Source organism: Microcoleus sp. PH2017_28_MFU_U_A (genome assembly GCF_020738035.1).
Lineage (GTDB): Bacteria > Cyanobacteriota > Cyanobacteriia > Cyanobacteriales > Microcoleaceae > Microcoleus.
Map to the genome: position 1 here is coordinate 41,791 of NZ_JAEQCX010000030.1, position 15,736 is coordinate 57,526.

General features: G+C 46.6%; 16 protein-coding genes. 8 read left to right on the forward strand and 8 right to left on the reverse strand.

The window, feature by feature from the left end:
• The first annotated feature begins 567 nt into the window (after positions 1-567).
• From psaA to JGK14_RS04610, 5 genes are all read left to right on the forward strand, one after another.
• Complete coding sequence (gene psaA / locus JGK14_RS04590; protein ID WP_293176795.1) at positions 568-2,862, forward strand: photosystem I core protein PsaA; 2,295 nt, start codon at positions 568-570, stop codon at positions 2,860-2,862.
• Positions 2,863-2,970: 108 nt separating this feature from the next.
• Positions 2,971-5,199 carry a photosystem I core protein PsaB gene (gene psaB, locus JGK14_RS04595; protein WP_293176793.1) on the forward strand — a complete coding sequence of 743 codons (2,229 nt, stop codon included), beginning with the start codon at positions 2,971-2,973 and terminating at the stop codon, positions 5,197-5,199.
• A gap of 128 nt (positions 5,200-5,327) precedes the next feature.
• The gene (locus JGK14_RS04600) at positions 5,328-5,834 is read left to right on the forward strand and encodes a DUF6861 domain-containing protein (RefSeq protein ID WP_293176791.1); all 507 of its coding nucleotides are present in this window, start codon (positions 5,328-5,330) and stop codon (positions 5,832-5,834) included.
• A 400-nt stretch (positions 5,835-6,234) separates the two neighbouring features.
• Positions 6,235-6,441 (forward strand): hypothetical protein, encoded by a 207-nt coding sequence (locus JGK14_RS04605; RefSeq protein ID WP_293176789.1) that lies wholly within the window; start codon positions 6,235-6,237, stop codon positions 6,439-6,441.
• Between the two features lie 57 nt (positions 6,442-6,498).
• Positions 6,499-7,422 (forward strand): nuclease A inhibitor family protein, encoded by a 924-nt coding sequence (locus JGK14_RS04610; protein ID WP_293202922.1) that lies wholly within the window; start codon positions 6,499-6,501, stop codon positions 7,420-7,422.
• A gap of 79 nt (positions 7,423-7,501) precedes the next feature.
• On the opposite strand, the gene JGK14_RS04615 is transcribed toward JGK14_RS04610, so the two are convergent.
• The 3 genes from JGK14_RS04615 to JGK14_RS04625 all read right to left on the reverse strand — a co-directional run bounded on the left by JGK14_RS04615 (position 7,502) and on the right by JGK14_RS04625 (position 8,360).
• Positions 7,502-7,696 carry a hypothetical protein gene (locus JGK14_RS04615; protein WP_293190080.1) on the reverse strand — a complete coding sequence of 65 codons (195 nt, stop codon included), beginning with the start codon at positions 7,694-7,696 and terminating at the stop codon, positions 7,502-7,504.
• Between the two features lie 141 nt (positions 7,697-7,837).
• Positions 7,838-8,056: a helix-turn-helix domain-containing protein gene (locus JGK14_RS04620; RefSeq protein WP_293190082.1), complete on the reverse strand. Its 219-nt coding sequence runs from the start codon at positions 8,054-8,056 to the stop codon at positions 7,838-7,840.
• Between the two features lie 91 nt (positions 8,057-8,147).
• Positions 8,148-8,360, reverse strand: coding sequence for a helix-turn-helix domain-containing protein (locus JGK14_RS04625; protein ID WP_193974409.1), 213 nt, complete (start codon positions 8,358-8,360; stop codon positions 8,148-8,150).
• 180 nt (positions 8,361-8,540) lie between these two features.
• Here JGK14_RS04625 and JGK14_RS04630 point away from each other — a divergent pair, with 180 nt between their 5' ends.
• A complete protein-coding gene (locus tag JGK14_RS04630; RefSeq protein WP_293176780.1) occupies positions 8,541-9,011 on the forward strand; it encodes a hypothetical protein in 471 nt (156 codons plus the stop codon).
• Between the two features lie 288 nt (positions 9,012-9,299).
• On the opposite strand, the gene JGK14_RS04635 is transcribed toward JGK14_RS04630, so the two are convergent.
• Positions 9,300-10,733, reverse strand: a complete 1,434-nt coding sequence (locus JGK14_RS04635) for a phosphoglucomutase/phosphomannomutase family protein (protein WP_293176776.1) — start codon at positions 10,731-10,733, stop codon at positions 9,300-9,302.
• Between the two features lie 29 nt (positions 10,734-10,762).
• Positions 10,763-10,993, reverse strand: a complete 231-nt coding sequence (locus tag JGK14_RS04640; protein WP_325314808.1) for a hypothetical protein — start codon at positions 10,991-10,993, stop codon at positions 10,763-10,765.
• 560 nt (positions 10,994-11,553) lie between these two features.
• Between JGK14_RS04640 and JGK14_RS04645 the strand changes: the two genes are divergently transcribed.
• Positions 11,554-12,648 carry a hypothetical protein gene (locus JGK14_RS04645; RefSeq protein WP_293176772.1) on the forward strand — a complete coding sequence of 365 codons (1,095 nt, stop codon included), beginning with the start codon at positions 11,554-11,556 and terminating at the stop codon, positions 12,646-12,648.
• Positions 12,649-12,750: 102 nt separating this feature from the next.
• On the opposite strand, the gene JGK14_RS04650 is transcribed toward JGK14_RS04645, so the two are convergent.
• Positions 12,751-13,143, reverse strand: coding sequence for a DUF423 domain-containing protein (locus tag JGK14_RS04650; RefSeq protein ID WP_293190086.1), 393 nt, complete (start codon positions 13,141-13,143; stop codon positions 12,751-12,753).
• Positions 13,144-13,396: 253 nt separating this feature from the next.
• On the reverse strand, positions 13,397-14,083 hold the full coding sequence (bchM, locus tag JGK14_RS04655) for a magnesium protoporphyrin IX methyltransferase (RefSeq protein WP_293176766.1): 687 nt from the start codon (positions 14,081-14,083) through the stop codon (positions 13,397-13,399).
• 72 nt (positions 14,084-14,155) lie between these two features.
• Between bchM and JGK14_RS04660 the strand changes: the two genes are divergently transcribed.
• The gene (locus tag JGK14_RS04660; RefSeq protein WP_293176764.1) at positions 14,156-14,887 is read left to right on the forward strand and encodes a DUF4058 family protein; all 732 of its coding nucleotides are present in this window, start codon (positions 14,156-14,158) and stop codon (positions 14,885-14,887) included.
• A 42-nt stretch (positions 14,888-14,929) separates the two neighbouring features.
• Here the strand turns inward: JGK14_RS04660 and JGK14_RS04665 are convergent, their stop codons facing one another.
• Positions 14,930-15,676 carry an RNA-guided endonuclease InsQ/TnpB family protein gene (locus JGK14_RS04665; RefSeq protein ID WP_325314809.1) on the reverse strand — a complete coding sequence of 249 codons (747 nt, stop codon included), beginning with the start codon at positions 15,674-15,676 and terminating at the stop codon, positions 14,930-14,932.
• Positions 15,677-15,736: the final 60 nt, after the last annotated feature.

Consider the following 15,736-nt stretch of genomic DNA (forward strand, 5'->3'; position numbering starts at 1 on the left):
GATCGGCAATTGGGGGCCCCCCTGTGTCGCGGATTCAGGCTGTGCCGGCAACCAATCCGATCCCACTAATAACTGCCCCAGCCATTTTCTTAAACATCTCTCTATAAATGAGTATTCCTCAATTGCTTTATCTTTGAGTTTTGTAAACTTAATGGCAATACCCCTTGACTTTTTTGAGGGACTGTGGAAATTAAAGGGGGTAATTGCATCAAGAATTGAGGCTTTTTTAAGTATTGTTAACAAGCGATTAATACTTCTCTAGCAGGCTTATAATTCATAAAACTCCCTCAAAAGGAGCAGCCGCATCAAACCTGAATCAAGGAGGCGATCGGCAGCTCTGGCGAGAAGAGTTGGCAGTACCCAGGGACATTGTTAGCGACACTGGGGAACTGGCTTCTTTACAAAGAAGCAAAATGCTTGGGGAGACGATCGACCTGCGTGTAACTCTGGAAAGAGCGAAGTGCAAGCTGTTTCGGGGAACCGAGAATCCCCCGCCTAATTAAGCGTGGGGAGTGTCAGATACAGTATTCAGTTCTCGTTCCTTGTCTTATCGAGAGGAGAGTCTTCATGACCATTAGTCCTCCAGAGCGAGAGGTAAAAGTTAGAGTAGTAGTCGATAAAGATCCGGTTCCAACTTCCTTCGAGAAGTGGTCAAAACCAGGTCATTTCGATCGCACTCTAGCTAAGGGGCCAAAAACCACCACTTGGATTTGGAACCTCCACGCTAACGCTCACGACTTCGACAGTCATACAAGTGATTTAGAAGACGTTTCGCGCAAAATCTTTAGCGCTCACTTCGGCCACTTGGCAGTAATTTTCGTATGGTTGAGCGGCGCATATTTCCACGGCGCTAAATTCTCCAACTACGAAGCTTGGCTGACAGATCCTACAGCCATCAAGCCCAGCGCTCAAGTGGTTTGGCCGATTTTTGGTCAAGAAATTTTAAATGCAGATGTAGGCGGCGGCTTTCACGGGATTCAGATCACCTCTGGTTTGTTCCAACTGTGGCGCGCCAACGGCATCACTAACTCATACCAGCTATATTGCACTGCGATCGGCGCCTTGGTAATGGCAGCCCTGATGCTATTTGCCGGTTGGTTCCACTATCACGTCCGCGCTCCGAAACTGGAATGGTTTCAGAACGTAGAATCGATGATGAACCACCACTTGGCAGGTTTGCTAGGCTGCGGATGCTTGGGCTTTGCAGGACAACAAATTCACGTTGCTCTGCCGATCAACGCTTGCATGGACGCGATCGATGCAGGCTCACCGTTGACAGTAGGTGGCAAACTGATTAAAACAGTTGCCGATATCCCACTGCCACACGAGTGGCTTTTCAACTCAGCCTTGATGGCTGACATCTACCCCAGCTTTGCTCAAGGTTTAACGCCCTTCTTCACCCTCAACTGGGGCGCCTACAGCGACTTCCTGACTTTCAAAGGTGGTCTGAACCCCACCACAGGCGGTTTGTGGCTGAGCGATACAGCACACCATCACTTAGCGTTGGCAGTGTTGTTCATCATCGCCGGACACTTCTACCGTACTAACTGGGGCATTGGCCACAGCTTCAAAGAAGTTTTGGAAGCTCACAAAGGCCCCTTCACTGGCGAAGGCCACAAGGGGATGTACGAAATCTTCACGCAGTCTTGGCACGCCCAACTGTCGTGGAACTTGGCCTGGATGGGCTCTATCAGCATCCTCGTGGCTCACCATATGTACGCGATGCCTCCGTATCCGTACATCGCGACTGACTACCCAACTCAGCTATCCCTGTTCACCCACCACATGTGGATTGGCGGATTCCTGATTGTTGGAGCAGCAGCTCACGCAGCAATTTTCATGGTGCGGGATTACAATCCGGCTCAGCACGTTAATAACTTGCTCGACCGCGTACTCCGCCATAGAGATGCAATCATCTCTCACCTTAACTGGGTTTGCATATTCTTAGGCTTCCACAGCTTCGGTTTGTACGTTCACAACGATACAATGCGAGCTTTCGGTCGTCCTCAAGATTTGTTCTCAGATACCGGTATCCAATTGCGTCCGATATTTGCCCAATGGGTACAAAATATCCACGCTTTGGCACCAGGTAACACAGCGCCTAATGCTATGGAAATCGTCAGCCACGCTTTTGGCGGCGGTGCAGTAGCAGTCGGTGGCAAAATAGCGATGATGCCGATCGAGTTGGGTACGGCGGATTTCATGATCCACCACATCCACGCTTTCACCATTCACGTTACAGTTCTGATTCTTTTGAAAGGCGTGTTGTTCGCACGCAGTTCTCGCTTGGTTCCTGACAAAGGCAGCTTAGGCTTCCGGTTCCCTTGCGACGGCCCAGGCCGTGGCGGTACCTGCCAAGTTTCTGGTTGGGATCACGTGTTCCTCGGCTTGTTCTGGATGTACAACTGCATCTCGATCGTGATTTTCCACTTTAGCTGGAAAATGCAGTCGGACGTGTGGGGAACAGTATCGCCAGACGGCACAATTTCTCACATCACCGGCGGCAACTTCGCACAAAGTGCGATCACGATTAACGGCTGGCTGCGGGACTTCTTGTGGGCGCAAGCTTCTCAAGTAATTCAGTCCTACGGTTCGGCACTGTCGGCCTACGGTCTGATGTTCCTAGCTGGACACTTCGTGTTCGCCTTCAGCTTGATGTTCCTGTTCAGCGGCCGCGGCTACTGGCAAGAACTGATTGAGTCCATTGTTTGGGCTCACAACAAGCTCAAGGTAGCTCCTTCCATTCAGCCTCGCGCTCTGAGCATTACTCAAGGTCGGGCTGTGGGCGTAGCTCACTACCTCCTAGGAGGAATTGTCACTACGTGGGCATTTTTCCTAGCGCGAATCATCTCGGTAGGGTAAACTACCTTTAGGTTTTGGATTCAGGATTTGGGAGCAATCTCAAACCCAGAATCCAAACCTCGGAACCGAACCTCTTCAACGTTCAGGATTCAGGATTAATCAAGGCTTATGGCAACGAAATTTCCAAAATTTAGCCAAGACCTTGCCCAAGACCCGACCACACGGCGGATCTGGTACGGGATTGCCACAGCGCACGACTTTGAAAGCCACGATGGCATGACCGAAGAAAATCTTTACCAAAAGATTTTTGCTTCTCACTTCGGCCACCTAGCAATCATTTTCTTGTGGACTTCGGGCAGCCTGTTCCACGTAGCATGGCAAGGTAACTTTGAACAGTGGATTAAAGACCCTCTAAACGTCCGCCCGATCGCTCACGCGATTTGGGACCCTCAATTCGGTGCTCCAGCAGTAGAAGCTTTCACTCAAGCGGGCGCTTCTAACCCAGTGGACATCTCCTACTCTGGTGTTTACCACTGGTGGTACACCCAAGGGGTTCGGACAAATGGCGACTTGTATCAAGGAGCTATCTTCTTGCTACTGTTGGCTTCTGTCATGCTGTTCGCAGGTTGGTTGCACCTCCAGCCGAAGTACCGCCCGAGCTTGTCTTGGTTCAAGAATGCTGAATCTCGCCTCAACCACCACTTGGCTGGTTTGTTCGGTGTCAGCTCTTTGGCCTGGACTGGTCACATGGTTCACGTTGCTATCCCCGAATCTCGCGGACAGCACGTAGGTTGGGAAAACTTCTTGTCTACCCCTCCTCACCCGGCTGGTTTGGCTCCGTTCTTCACTGGTAATTGGGGCGTATACGCCGAGAACCCAGATGCAGCAAGCCACGTATTCGGTACTGCCGAAGGCGCTGGAACTGCAATTCTGACTTTCTTGGGCGGCTTCCACCCTCAAACAGAATCCCTGTGGCTCACAGACATTGCTCATCACCATTTGGCGATCGCAGTTCTGTTTATCGTTGCCGGTCATATGTACCGGACTAACTTCGGTATCGGTCACAGCATCAAAGAGATGTTGGATTCAAAAGCTGGTTTGGTAGGCGGTAAGAGTGAAGGTCAGTTCAACCTGCCTCACCAAGGCCTTTACGAAACCTACAACAACTCGCTGCACTTCCAACTGGCATTTCACCTCGCTGCTTTAGGTGTAATCACCTCCTTGGTCGCTCAGCATATGTACGCGATGCCTCCTTACGCTTTCATAGCGCAGGATCATACGACAATGGCTGCGTTGTACACGCACCACCAGTACATTGCTGGTTTCATCATGGTCGGTGCTTTCGCCCACGGAGCTATCTTCTTGGTGCGGGACTACGATCCTGAAGCTAATAAAGGCAACGTGCTCGATCGCGTGTTGCAGCACAAAGAAGCGATTATCTCTCACTTGAGCTGGGTGTCGCTGTTCTTGGGCTTCCACACTCTCGGCTTGTATGTTCACAACGACGTTGTAGTCGCTTTCGGAACTCCTGAAAAGCAAATCTTGATTGAACCAGTGTTCGCACAGTTCATCCAAGCTGCTCACGGGAAGGCTCTGTACGGCATGGACGTGCTACTTTCTAACCCAGACAGCATTGCGGCGACTGCTTGGCCAAACTACGGCAACGTATGGCTCCCAGGCTGGTTGGAAGGAATCAACAGTAGTACAAATTCTCTGTTCTTGGCGATCGGACCTGGCGATTTCTTGGTTCACCATGCGATCGCACTTGGCTTGCACACCACCACCTTGATTTTGGTCAAGGGCGCTCTGGATGCACGCGGTTCTAAGCTGATGCCGGACAAAAAAGACTTCGGTTATGCTTTCCCTTGCGACGGCCCCGGCCGTGGCGGTACCTGCGATGTCTCTGCTTGGGATGCGATGTACCTGTCTGTCTTCTGGATGTTGAACACCCTAGCTTGGGTAACGTTCTACTGGCACTGGAAGCACCTAGGCATCTGGCAAGGTAATGTGGCTCAGTTCAATGAGTCTTCTACCTACCTGATGGGCTGGTTCCGCGATTACCTCTGGCTGTATTCTTCTCAGTTGATCAACGGTTACAACCCGTATGGTACTAACAACCTGTCTGTCTGGGCCTGGATATTCTTATTCGGACACCTAGTTTGGGCAACTGGTTTCATGTTCCTGATCTCTTGGAGAGGTTACTGGCAAGAGTTGATCGAAACCTTGGTTTGGGCTCACGAGCGCACTCCTTTGGCCAACTTGGTTCGCTGGAAAGACAAGCCTGTTGCTTTGTCGATCGTCCAAGGTCGTTTGGTTGGCTTAGTTCACTTTACTGTGGGCAACGTCTTCACTTACGCAGCCTTTGTAATTGCCTCGACGGCCGGGAAATTCGGATAACTCTGAACTCTGGTTTCTAGGTAATTAAATTAAATCCCCTGCCTTCGGGCGGGGGATTTTTTGAATTTTATTGTGGAATTTTGTACAATAGAAGCAGACAAAATTGTGTTAAAAGTTATAAAATTTTTATGGAATCATTGAATTTAATCGTCATTAACCTCGTCTTATGGGCTTTCCCCTCTGATCCTAAAGTTGCTGTGGGTGAACTCACCGAAAGCCAAAACCTTACAATAAGTCGGTTGCGTCAAAGGATTACCGATAAGTTAAAAGAAAACCCAAAAGCAGGAAGTGCTATATTTGCTGCTGAACATGGTTCAAAATCTGATTTGCAGCAAGTTGCTGTGTATTTACAAGTGGCAATGTATGAAGATGCAGAATTTGCAGCCGAAATGAAAGCGATTTGTCAAGAATTAGGGACTATTTCAGATGATAAAACGGAGAACAGACAAAAACTTATTCAGACCATTGGAAATCAGATGATTGTTGGGGCATCAGGCGGTGCTTTAATCGGAAATATGGTGGTTGGAATACCTGGTGCTGTACCCGGTGCTGTAGCTGGTGCTGCCCTTGGATTGTGGTACGGGAGAAATTCTCGATCGTCCGATAGGACAGAAGATAGTAGGGATGTTAAATGAGTCAGAACCAAATTTTAGTCTCTAGCTGGGCTTGTTTAACATTTGTGACCATAGTTTTAGGTATCAGTTCGTTATATGTTCGCCGTAGACCTATTGTTTTCAAGTTGGCAGACTTTATGAATTTAGCTTTGGCTACAACAGCGATTATATCAAGTTGTAGCTTGATATACCGAGCCATTACTTTGAAAGAATTGGAAACCCTTTTAGGTTTTGATATTGTGACATTATACTTGGGAGCGATCGCTGTAATTTGGTTGTCAACACAGCAGATATGGCAAATCTTTAGATAATTTTCTTCTGCTACGCCGAATTCAGTAGGTCAAACTATTGAGCAAGCAGAAGCTGACGCCGATGCGATCGAAGCCACTATCCAGGAAGCGAAAAGAGATTTTAACCTGCCATGAGTGAAACACCCAAACTCCCCGATCCAGAGAAAGTTAAGCAAACTGTTGCTATGCTTCGGGACAGCAACCGAATGCTGGAAGCTTGGACTCAAACACTAGATGAACTAATTGCAATGGTTGAAGCTGATATTCGCAACAGTCCGATTAATGTTTATCGGCGGGAGAATGCGAAGCGGTTGGCTGAGTCTGTCAAGCAGGAATAAAAGTACGATCGCATTCTCTATCTTTAACATGAGGATTTAGGTAGTTCACATAGTCATATGCACCCTGAGACAGAGGAACTAATCAACAAGTTCAAAAACTATGCGAAAAGTTTGAACCCATTTTGGTGGGATACAGAGCGTAGAGGAAGCCTAAATGCCTGGAATCTTTTAGTCTCAGAAGGCTTTGTTCAGCTTGCAGACTTAGATCGAGCGATTACAGCGTGGAAAGGGATCGAGCGACGTGGATTGCCCATTGACCCCAAGGAATATCCTGGCTATGAATACGCACCACCTCGACGAAAACGTAAAGATAAATCCTGGAATCCATATTTACAATCACAGCATTTCCAGTATTACAATGCTTTAGCATACTTCTTAAAAAATAGTTTGCAGAATCTTAAAGTTTACAGTTTGAGGAGTATTCAAAGTAGCCTCAACTATCGTCGGGGGTCGGGCCAATTTAAGATTTATATAATTGTTGGTCAAACTCCAGATTCGGACTGGATTTGTCTTGCTCCTACCGTTCCGGATCAAGTTTGGAATCGATACGAGTTATCATATCATCCAGCTTTCGCATCACTAACTTCCTGTGACTCACCAAGCTTGGTAACACAAGATTTACATGATAAAATTTGCAAAATTATTGCCAAATTTAAACCTATTCAAGTAACTGGTTACTACAACGAATACAGCCACCATCATCAGATTTTTTGTACAGCAGCTTCTGAGGAAGCTACAGCAATTGAAAAAGCTCTGAAGGTAGGCAAGTTTTTGGATGATGACATTTACTATTTCAATATAAATTATCTTGACTTTTCTGAGGAGGAACCTACTAATCAGTTAGTGCATGAATACCTGCAAGACCAAAAACAATATATGTTTTGCTTCTGGGATGTAGGATGCGGATACAAGTTTGGCTGTACCGCACGCGGTGATTGGATTGGCTTGAAATATTTGAGCTTAATGGACTACAATCCTTGACAGCGGCACAACTATTCTGTAGGAGCGGACTGAATCGCATTCCCCTCTTTTCACCAAAAGCCCGATCGCCCTCAACCCCTCAAATCTCTCCATTTACCTGCATTTGATGCACCTTGTCCGCCAACTCTTGCAGGCGCTTTTCGTCCAACTCGTCGATCGCCAGCATCCCGACATATATAATTTCCTTCAGCGTTAGTCGGGTTGCTAGCGCCTTTTTCTGCACTATATCCTTGATGATGGGGCTGACTCCGATCGCGGTACTGGCTCTAGTCACAAAACTAACGGGAGATTAACAACTTTGACTAAATCTTAGCACCTTTAAGCTGAGTTTCTAGCTGCGTTGCAAAACGTTTAAGCGCGTCTTGACAAGACGCAGCGTGAGGTTTATAGTGGAAAGGTAGAAAGGTCGATCGACCTATTCCTCCAAAATCTCCACCAAATCCTCAATCATCACATCAAAAGTCCGAGCTAACCTGTGCAGGTAGGCAAAGTTAACGGTTGTCATGCCTTGACATTGGGCGTAGTTCCTAATGGTACTGTAACCAACGCCCGATCGATCTGAAACTTCCTTAAGTGTCCAGCCATTCTGGTCTGCAAACTCCCGAATCCGCAACCTCACTAAGCCTTTACTCATACTTACTTGACAAATGACAATCTGCTGTCGTTTAATATTAGATATCTGAAAAAGCGATCGGCTCACGTCTGGACAACTAAGAGCGATCGCCCTATTCCTCCAAAACCTCAACCAAATCCTCAATCATCACATCAAAAGTTCGAGCTAACCTCCGCAGGCAAGTAAAGTCAACCATTGCCATTTCAGGACGACGAGCATAGCTTCTGACGGTGCTATAAATTACCCCAGAACGATCGGATACTTCCTTAAGCGTCCAGCCCTTCTCAGCAGCTAGTTCCCGAATTTTTAGCCTGACTAAACCCATGCTTGACAGTTGATGCAATTGCGTCGTATAATTGTATATGTAAAGAGCGATCGCCCCCCGGCCTCGAAAACTAAAGGGCGATCGTCTTAAAAACTCAATCTAGACAGATTATTTCTTTCTATCAAAAGCGCATTTGCCATATCCAGAAGTCTACTAACCATATCCAGAGGTATACTAGCCATGATATCAGAAACTCCGGCAAAATCGCGGACGATCGCAGAATCCAAGATAATTCACAAATCTCCAATCCTGCATCCGCTGGCGAGATTCGTCACAGAAGACACAGTAGCACTGCTGTTCAACATCTCAACAGACGACATTTACCGGATCGAATGCTGCCGCTACATGGTGTATGTCCACGCCAAAGGCATCAGCCGGTTTGTCAGCTACGCCGATTTTCCCCCAATCTTACGAGTCAATCCGCCTTCCCCTCAAGATTTTGGCAGATGGTACAAACGCTGGAAAAGCAAGCTAGCACCGGGATTTTGGACTAAATTCTATACGCACAAGTTCAAAGAGGCTGTGTCAGTTGACAGCTTGCTGGAGTGGGGAATGTTGGTAGCTAAACTTAAATCGGTGATTTCTGCTTCAGGGCTGCAACAGCTACGAGATGTTTATTCCCAAGAAAAAGATTTGATGGAAAGATTTTAAAGTGCGATCGAATACTGATAATTTTGATTTGTTTGTCAATGGTGGCGGACAAGTATTGATGATTAATATACCGATTGCATAAGTCTTTGATTGGTACAGAAACCGCAGATGTCAGACGGATAAACACAGATGCGACGCAGATAATTTAAGTAATTGGAAACGAAGTAATACCAGATATATAATGTTCATAAGCTTGGCAAGATCTATCAAAAATACGTAAGGTGCGCGGCGCGCACCCTACAATCTCAAAGCTTAGGAGAAAAACCCCGCATTAGGATAAATTGAAACTTAAGCAGGTTCTAACTTGGCAATTACCTTTTCCATGTACTCGGCAACTTTGGTTTCTTTTTCCACAGAGTTGGTTTCCATGTAAACGCGCATCAAAGGTTCCGTTCCCGAAGGCCGCAGCAATACCCAACCGCCGTCTTCAAGATACAGTTTAATCCCGTCTTTGCGGCCGATTTCCTTAACGCCAATACCCGCTATTTCCGTGGGTGGATTCTTGGTAAAAGAGTCCAAAACGGCTGCTTTGTGCGCTTCTTCTAGGTGTAAGTCCAAGCGTTTGTTGTACAGGGGGCCGTCGGCTTCTTTGATGGCTTCTTCTACTAGCTGAGATAGCGGTTTGCCTTCGTAGGCGATCGCCTCAGCAACTAGCATATCAGCCAAAATCCCGTCTTTTTCGGGGATATGACCCAAAACGCTCAAACCGCCAGACTCTTCGCCACCGATGAGTACGGCTGTTTCTCGCATCTTTTCGCCGATGTATTTAAAGCCGACTGCGGTTTCGTAGATTGTTAAACCGTATTTGGCGGCCATATTATCTAGCAAGTGGGTAGTTGCGACGGTACGGACGATCGCCCCAGTCAAGCCTTTATTCTTAACCAAGTGACGCGCCAACAGCAACAACACGGTATTCGGAGTCAAGACATTACCCAACTCATCAACAATACCAAAGCGATCGCTGTCGCCATCCGTAGCCAAACCTAAATCGGCTGAATCCTTCTTAACAGCTTCCACCAACTCGACTAACTGTTCGCCCTTGGGTTCAGGCATTCCGCCCCCAAACAGCACGTCGCGGTAGGTGTGAAAACTTTCCACATCGCAGCCGCAGTGTTCCAAAACACCGTCGAGATAGCCGCGAGAAGTCGAATAAAGAGCGTCGTACTTCACCTTCAACTTAGCAGAGCGAATCCGCTCCACATCAATCAAAGTATAAAGAAACTTCAGATATTCAGGTTTCGGGTCAAAAGTGGAGATTTTATCGTTGTGGCTGCCTATGGCTGGGGCATCAGAAGCACCAGTAATATTTGCCACAATGGTATCCGTAATTTCCGGGGTTGCCGGCCCTGCGTAGTCGGGGATGTATTTGATGCCGCAGTAAGGTGCGGGATTGTGCGAAGCCGTGAACATCAGGGCTCCTGCGGAGTTGAGATGCTTGGCGCTGTAGGCGATAACTGGTGTCGGACAATCTCGATCGACTACCATCACCGTCCATCCCAAATCTGCCAAGACTTCCGCCGATGTGCGGGCGAACTCGTCTGCCAAAAAGCGGGTATCGTAGGATACTAGCACTGGACGGTCTTTGGTGTAAGCGGTTTCGAGGTAGCTGGCGATCGCCCGGGTGACTTTTCGCACGTTGGCAAAAGTAAAGTCATGGGCAATCAGTCCCCGCCACCCATCGGTTCCGAACTTGATTTCTTCTGTTGAATTGCTGGCGCTCATTTTATCCACTTCCTCTCGTCCTACTAATCCTACCCGAAAGGCATCGCCTTAAAGATGCACTCCCTGTCCTGTTTGTAACGATCGATCGCCCGTGAGGCATTGAAACCCACTCCTATCGTTGTAGGGGGAAGGTACCTCTTCCGGCAGAGGACTTCAACTAGCCAGAGTTTGTAGAGTGTGGGGACGATCTGGTGAGTCGATCGAGATTCCGGTTTTGAATGGTGGTTGGGCGATCGGGAATCTAAAAAAACTGAGCGCAAGAAACCGCGCTGACAATGGCATTAACGAAAATCAAATAAATCTGATTGTTATCTCAAATTTAATAATTTATTTATAAATGCCGCTCGTTGAATGTGTTAAGGTTTCCTAACGAATGTCAGACAAATTTTTTGGGCTTCACATAAAAAAATAAATCAATCAAAGTCACCGCTCGATCGTGATGTAGCCTAGATTCTTTGAGAACGTAGGGCGATCGACATAAGCGACAAAACAAAGATAAAATATCTCAAAGAGCAGTTTTTTCAAGGCAGACTAGAGTTTAATTCTGAGCTTTTAAAACAAATTGAATTTATTTTTGCCGTCTTTACAGGTAAAGAAAAAAAATCGGTTACGATCGCATAGTGACTGTGATCGAGCGCACAATAAATAGCGTTATTAACGTGCAAGTTATATAGGATGGATGCAGTGCAGCCAAATGGCTCATAGTTTTAAGCACAATGGCGGATGACTGTCAGGGTATAAATGCAGAAGATTATATTTAGTAACTTTAAAAATTAGGGGAATCGATCGGGTACGGCTTTATAAAACAACGAGGTTTCTCATGGCTGGTATTTCACAACTATCTTCAAAGTTTTTATCGGTGGGCGACGAACTGCAACAGGACGACAGTTTTGCGTCACAGGCTATTACGGAATCGGACATTCACAAGATCCCAGGGGCTAAAGGAGTTAGCATTTCTTCCTTGGCAGTTAGCTGGGCAAAAAAATATTACAGTACAGTAGCGGGACGAGAAAACCAAACACATCAGCAAATCTCCGAGAGCCGAGATTTAAGCAATTTTGATGGCAATCGAGCCAAAATAGTTGACAAATTGACAGATACTCTGAAAGTTGCCAGCCAGATAGCTTGGAATAAAGTAGAGACTGTTTTAGGGGAACAAATAGAGCGACACGCGATCGATCCTAGCTTAATTAATCAAGAAGAAATTGTCGCCGACACTCGCAGCTTATATCGGAAAGCAATAGACGCTTACGGCGATAGGGAACCTGTTTTCCGCTTGTCAGTGCTGGTGGGAAAAGATATTGTCCAAGTAAGACGGAAATACTCAGACACAGATCCGTTAGTGCTGGGATTTGTGACGTTGGAGTTTCAATACACTAGCAAAATCTTGTTAGGATGCCTTTCGGAGTCAGAGCGATCGGAATTTGCACCCTACTTAAAAGTTATAGATGACTATCTGCACATTCCCCACGGAGAGATTAACGAGGCTGCGGCGGATCATACCCCGAATTCAAAAGCTCTCTTAGCCGTTCAGCATTTGTTGCAGCAGACAACTCAGATTGCTAGTGCAGTGTACGCTCGGGCTAGTTCCCAGCATCCAGGATACCGCAGCAGCAGCGGTTATTTGACCGATCCGCAGGTCAAAATTTCTGGCATTCGGGATGTCGAGATTTTTCAAAGTTATTTGTGCTGGTGCGTTTTGGAAGAAAGCATTCGCCCGGTACAGCAAGAATTGTTTCCAATCTGCGTGATGCTGTACCCGAGACTTCATGTAAGTTGGGAATTAGTGCAGGATATGCTGCTAATTTTGTTTTGGGAAATATCCGATCGCCTCCCGGCTGCCGATGTTATGGTATTTTTACCTTACTTGCGGACTGTGACAGATATGTTTTCCAGCGATGTCTTTGACAATTAGGGAATTGGGCATAGGGCATAGGGCATAGGGCATAGGGCATAGGGCATGGGGTCGAAAAGCGGAGTTCTCGCGGAGGGATTTGGCATTGGTAATTGCCAATCTCTATTTAAAACTCCAAGCAGCAACTGCCAAACATCCCCAACCTACAATGTAAGCAACTCCTCCCAAGGGGGTAATTGCACCCAGCCATTTGATGTCAGTCAAACTCAGCGCGTACAAACTGCCTGAAAAGACGATTGTGCCGACAATAAAAGCCCATCCAGCCACTGCAAAAAAGGTTTCAGACTCTGGGGCGCGGCTTAATAATAAAGCGACGAGTAATAAAGCCAGGGCGTGGTACATTTGATAGCGGGCGCCGGTCTCAAAAATGCCTAAAGCTCGATCGGTCAATTGATTTTTCAAAGCGTGGGAGGCAAAAGCCCCGCCCGCAACCGACAAACCTCCGAATACGGCTGCGGCTGCTATGAAAATGCGCGTTAGGATTAGCGTTGACATAATATTTTTTTAATGGGCAATTGGTAATTGGTAATTGGTGAACATAAATATACTTGAGTTGGATTCATTCACAAACTATATTTAAATCATCTGCGTTTATCTGCGGTTTCCCTATCAATGAATCCCAGAATATGGATCGCTCCTCTAGGTACGTAGTTGCGCTTGGGCGCTCTTTCATGAAAGAGCGCCCAAGCGCAACTACGTACTGCACACCCTATTTATGATAAATCAGCTTTTTGCAGATATTTCTAGTTTATTTGCGTACAGCTTCCAGCAAGCGCGAATAGTAAAAGCTAGTGCTATTCATGGCTGTTCTTTTAACAACAAAACCGTTGCTTTCTAGGATTTTGATAATATCAGCTTCGCGGTGCTGGTAAGCGCGGGTAGTTTTGCTCGGGCCGGGGAAAAGTTCGCCAAATTTTTTGAGCGCGGTAAGTGCTAAAGTTTTGGGGGCAAAACTGAGAATTAGTCGCGATTGGGCGATCGAACTTAGGTGAGCGATCATTTCCGCAGCCTTACTTTGAGGATAGTGGATCAGCACGTCCAAACAAATAACCGTGTGAAATTTGCCGGTTAAAGCTTCCAAATCCTGGGCGGCGAAAGAGATGTTGTACATCTTGCCGGGAACGGCTGTCGATCGATCATAAGCCTCTGCTACCATCTTTTCAGAGATATCGCTAGCACAAACAATTGCCCCAGCCTCAGCCAGAGGAATGCTGAGAGATCCAACACCACAGCCGGCATCGCAGACTGAAAGCCCGCGCAAATTGCCGTCAGCTTGCAGCCAGCTAAGCACTGTATCCACCGTTTTCTGGTGCCCGGTGCGGATGTCTAGCTGCACTTTATTGACTTTGCCGTCGCCGTAAATTCGCTGCCAGCGATCGAAGCCCGTCGAGTTAAAATACTGTTTGACAATATCCTTGTCATTTACCAAATTCATCTTTCCGCCTGCTGCTGAGTTATTGCCAACGATTAGACATTATAATTTTAATTAGCCCTAACTTAAAAAAATATGGTGCTACAAGATCATTTCCGCCCGCCGCTGTCAGCGCGCCGTCACTGGCACGCCTTTCACAATGCTTGGGCGACTTATATTGCATCTGACTTGAATGCCAAATTACCCGAAGGTTATTTTGCAGAACCCAACGTGCAGTTTGAAATTGAAATTGATGTAGCAGCTTTTGAGGAACCTCTACCGGACTTTGATTGTCCAGAGACGGTAATTAATTTGCCAATAGATTTACCAAACAATTGGATGTCGCCCCCAGCACAAAGCGTGCCTTTTTTACCTGTGGCAGAATCTGTGCAAGTCAATATTTTTAACACAGAAGGTGGCCCGGTTTTAGCAGGTGCAATTGAATTAGTAAGTCCTGCCAACAAAGATCGTTCTAGTCATCGCTGTGCTTTTGTGTCAAAGTGCGAGACGTATTTGCGACAGGGAATTGGGTTGGTAATAGTTGATGTTGTGACGGTTAGGAAGGCAAATCTTCACAATGAATTGTTAGCCCGTCTAGTGGGAGGAATTGCTTCGCCCTTCGACGCCGATCTCTATGCTACAGCTTATCGCCCGATCGAGCGAGACGGCAACCAATGCCTAGATATTTGGCAGGAAAACTTAGCTGTGGGTTCCACGCTTCCAGTTGTACCGCTATGGCTGCGGGGTGAGATTTGCTTGGCTGTGGAATTAAATCATATTTACGATCGAACTTGCCGAGAACACCGAATTTCTGTTAGCAGCGCTTAGTTTGACACTCCCCGGCGTGAACGCACGGGGATTCTTAAGACACTACCAAATGGCAATCCTTAATGGCGCTGTCAAGACACCTCTACCAACTCCGCTAAGGTCAAAACCTAGCATTGTCGCTACTTTTCGCATAATGTTGGCTGCACCATTGCAGTCGGCGTTAATACACCAGTTTTGTAAACCAGTTCGATACAATCCACGCTTAATTCGTCTACCCGACTCTTTCCACCCATCGGGTTTTGCACCGATTGTAGGCAGGAAGTCATTGTCAACGAATGAAGCTTTTGATGTGTAGCTTTCCTCTGTTTCTGTAAATCGAATTCCATACTTTTCGCAGAGCTGAGAGATTCTAGTTTTCAATCTACCAGTAGGAATTTGTACGAATTTCTGATTAATTTTTACTCCCATATTTACGCCATTTTTTTGACCCTTATTCCAGCCAAAAACAACAGTACCAATTTGGTTTTCTCGGCAGTGATTGATAACTGTTTTGGCCGCTTTATTTACCGCATCACGCATTTGACGATTGCGCTTTTCAGTTAATCGTGCTAATTGATGCGACCAAAAGCCATTAGGCTTTCCACCCATCAATGCAGCTACTCGCTTGTTATACCACTGATTTAGAGACTTCAAATGTTTTCCGTCAACAATAAAGCTTGTGTTCGCATTGCTGACACAGGTTAACCAATTATCGATACCATGATCGATACCTAAAACTTTTTTACCGTCAGTATTGACCTGGACGCTGACTGACCAAAGAGCGAGACGCAAGCCCCTGGCTTTAGACATGGGGATAAGTCGGTAGCGGTTTCAACCGCCTTCTGTATTTAACAAAGCTTAATAAAGAAT

What these genes read in the sequence shown, in the direction of transcription:
- psaB (WP_293176793.1), top strand. Translation starts at nt 2,971, where the DNA reads ATGGCAACGAAATTTCCAAAATTTAGCCAAGACCTTGCCCAAGACCCG.
- psaA (WP_293176795.1), top strand. Translation starts at nt 568, where the DNA reads ATGACCATTAGTCCTCCAGAGCGAGAGGTAAAAGTTAGAGTAGTAGTC.
- JGK14_RS04665 (WP_325314809.1), bottom strand. Translation starts at nt 15,676, where the DNA reads ATGTCTAAAGCCAGGGGCTTGCGTCTCGCTCTTTGGTCAGTCAGCGTC.
- JGK14_RS04650 (WP_293190086.1), bottom strand. Translation starts at nt 13,143, where the DNA reads ATGTCAACGCTAATCCTAACGCGCATTTTCATAGCAGCCGCAGCCGTA.
- JGK14_RS04625 (WP_193974409.1), bottom strand. Translation starts at nt 8,360, where the DNA reads ATGGGTTTAGTCAGGCTAAAAATTCGGGAACTAGCTGCTGAGAAGGGC.
- JGK14_RS04660 (WP_293176764.1), top strand. Translation starts at nt 14,156, where the DNA reads ATGGTGCTACAAGATCATTTCCGCCCGCCGCTGTCAGCGCGCCGTCAC.
- JGK14_RS04610 (WP_293202922.1), top strand. Translation starts at nt 6,499, where the DNA reads ATGCACCCTGAGACAGAGGAACTAATCAACAAGTTCAAAAACTATGCG.
- JGK14_RS04600 (WP_293176791.1), top strand. Translation starts at nt 5,328, where the DNA reads ATGGAATCATTGAATTTAATCGTCATTAACCTCGTCTTATGGGCTTTC.
- JGK14_RS04605 (WP_293176789.1), top strand. Translation starts at nt 6,235, where the DNA reads ATGAGTGAAACACCCAAACTCCCCGATCCAGAGAAAGTTAAGCAAACT.
- bchM (WP_293176766.1), bottom strand. Translation starts at nt 14,083, where the DNA reads ATGAATTTGGTAAATGACAAGGATATTGTCAAACAGTATTTTAACTCG.
- JGK14_RS04630 (WP_293176780.1), top strand. Translation starts at nt 8,541, where the DNA reads ATGATATCAGAAACTCCGGCAAAATCGCGGACGATCGCAGAATCCAAG.
- JGK14_RS04635 (WP_293176776.1), bottom strand. Translation starts at nt 10,733, where the DNA reads ATGAGCGCCAGCAATTCAACAGAAGAAATCAAGTTCGGAACCGATGGG.
- JGK14_RS04645 (WP_293176772.1), top strand. Translation starts at nt 11,554, where the DNA reads ATGGCTGGTATTTCACAACTATCTTCAAAGTTTTTATCGGTGGGCGAC.
- JGK14_RS04620 (WP_293190082.1), bottom strand. Translation starts at nt 8,056, where the DNA reads ATGAGTAAAGGCTTAGTGAGGTTGCGGATTCGGGAGTTTGCAGACCAG.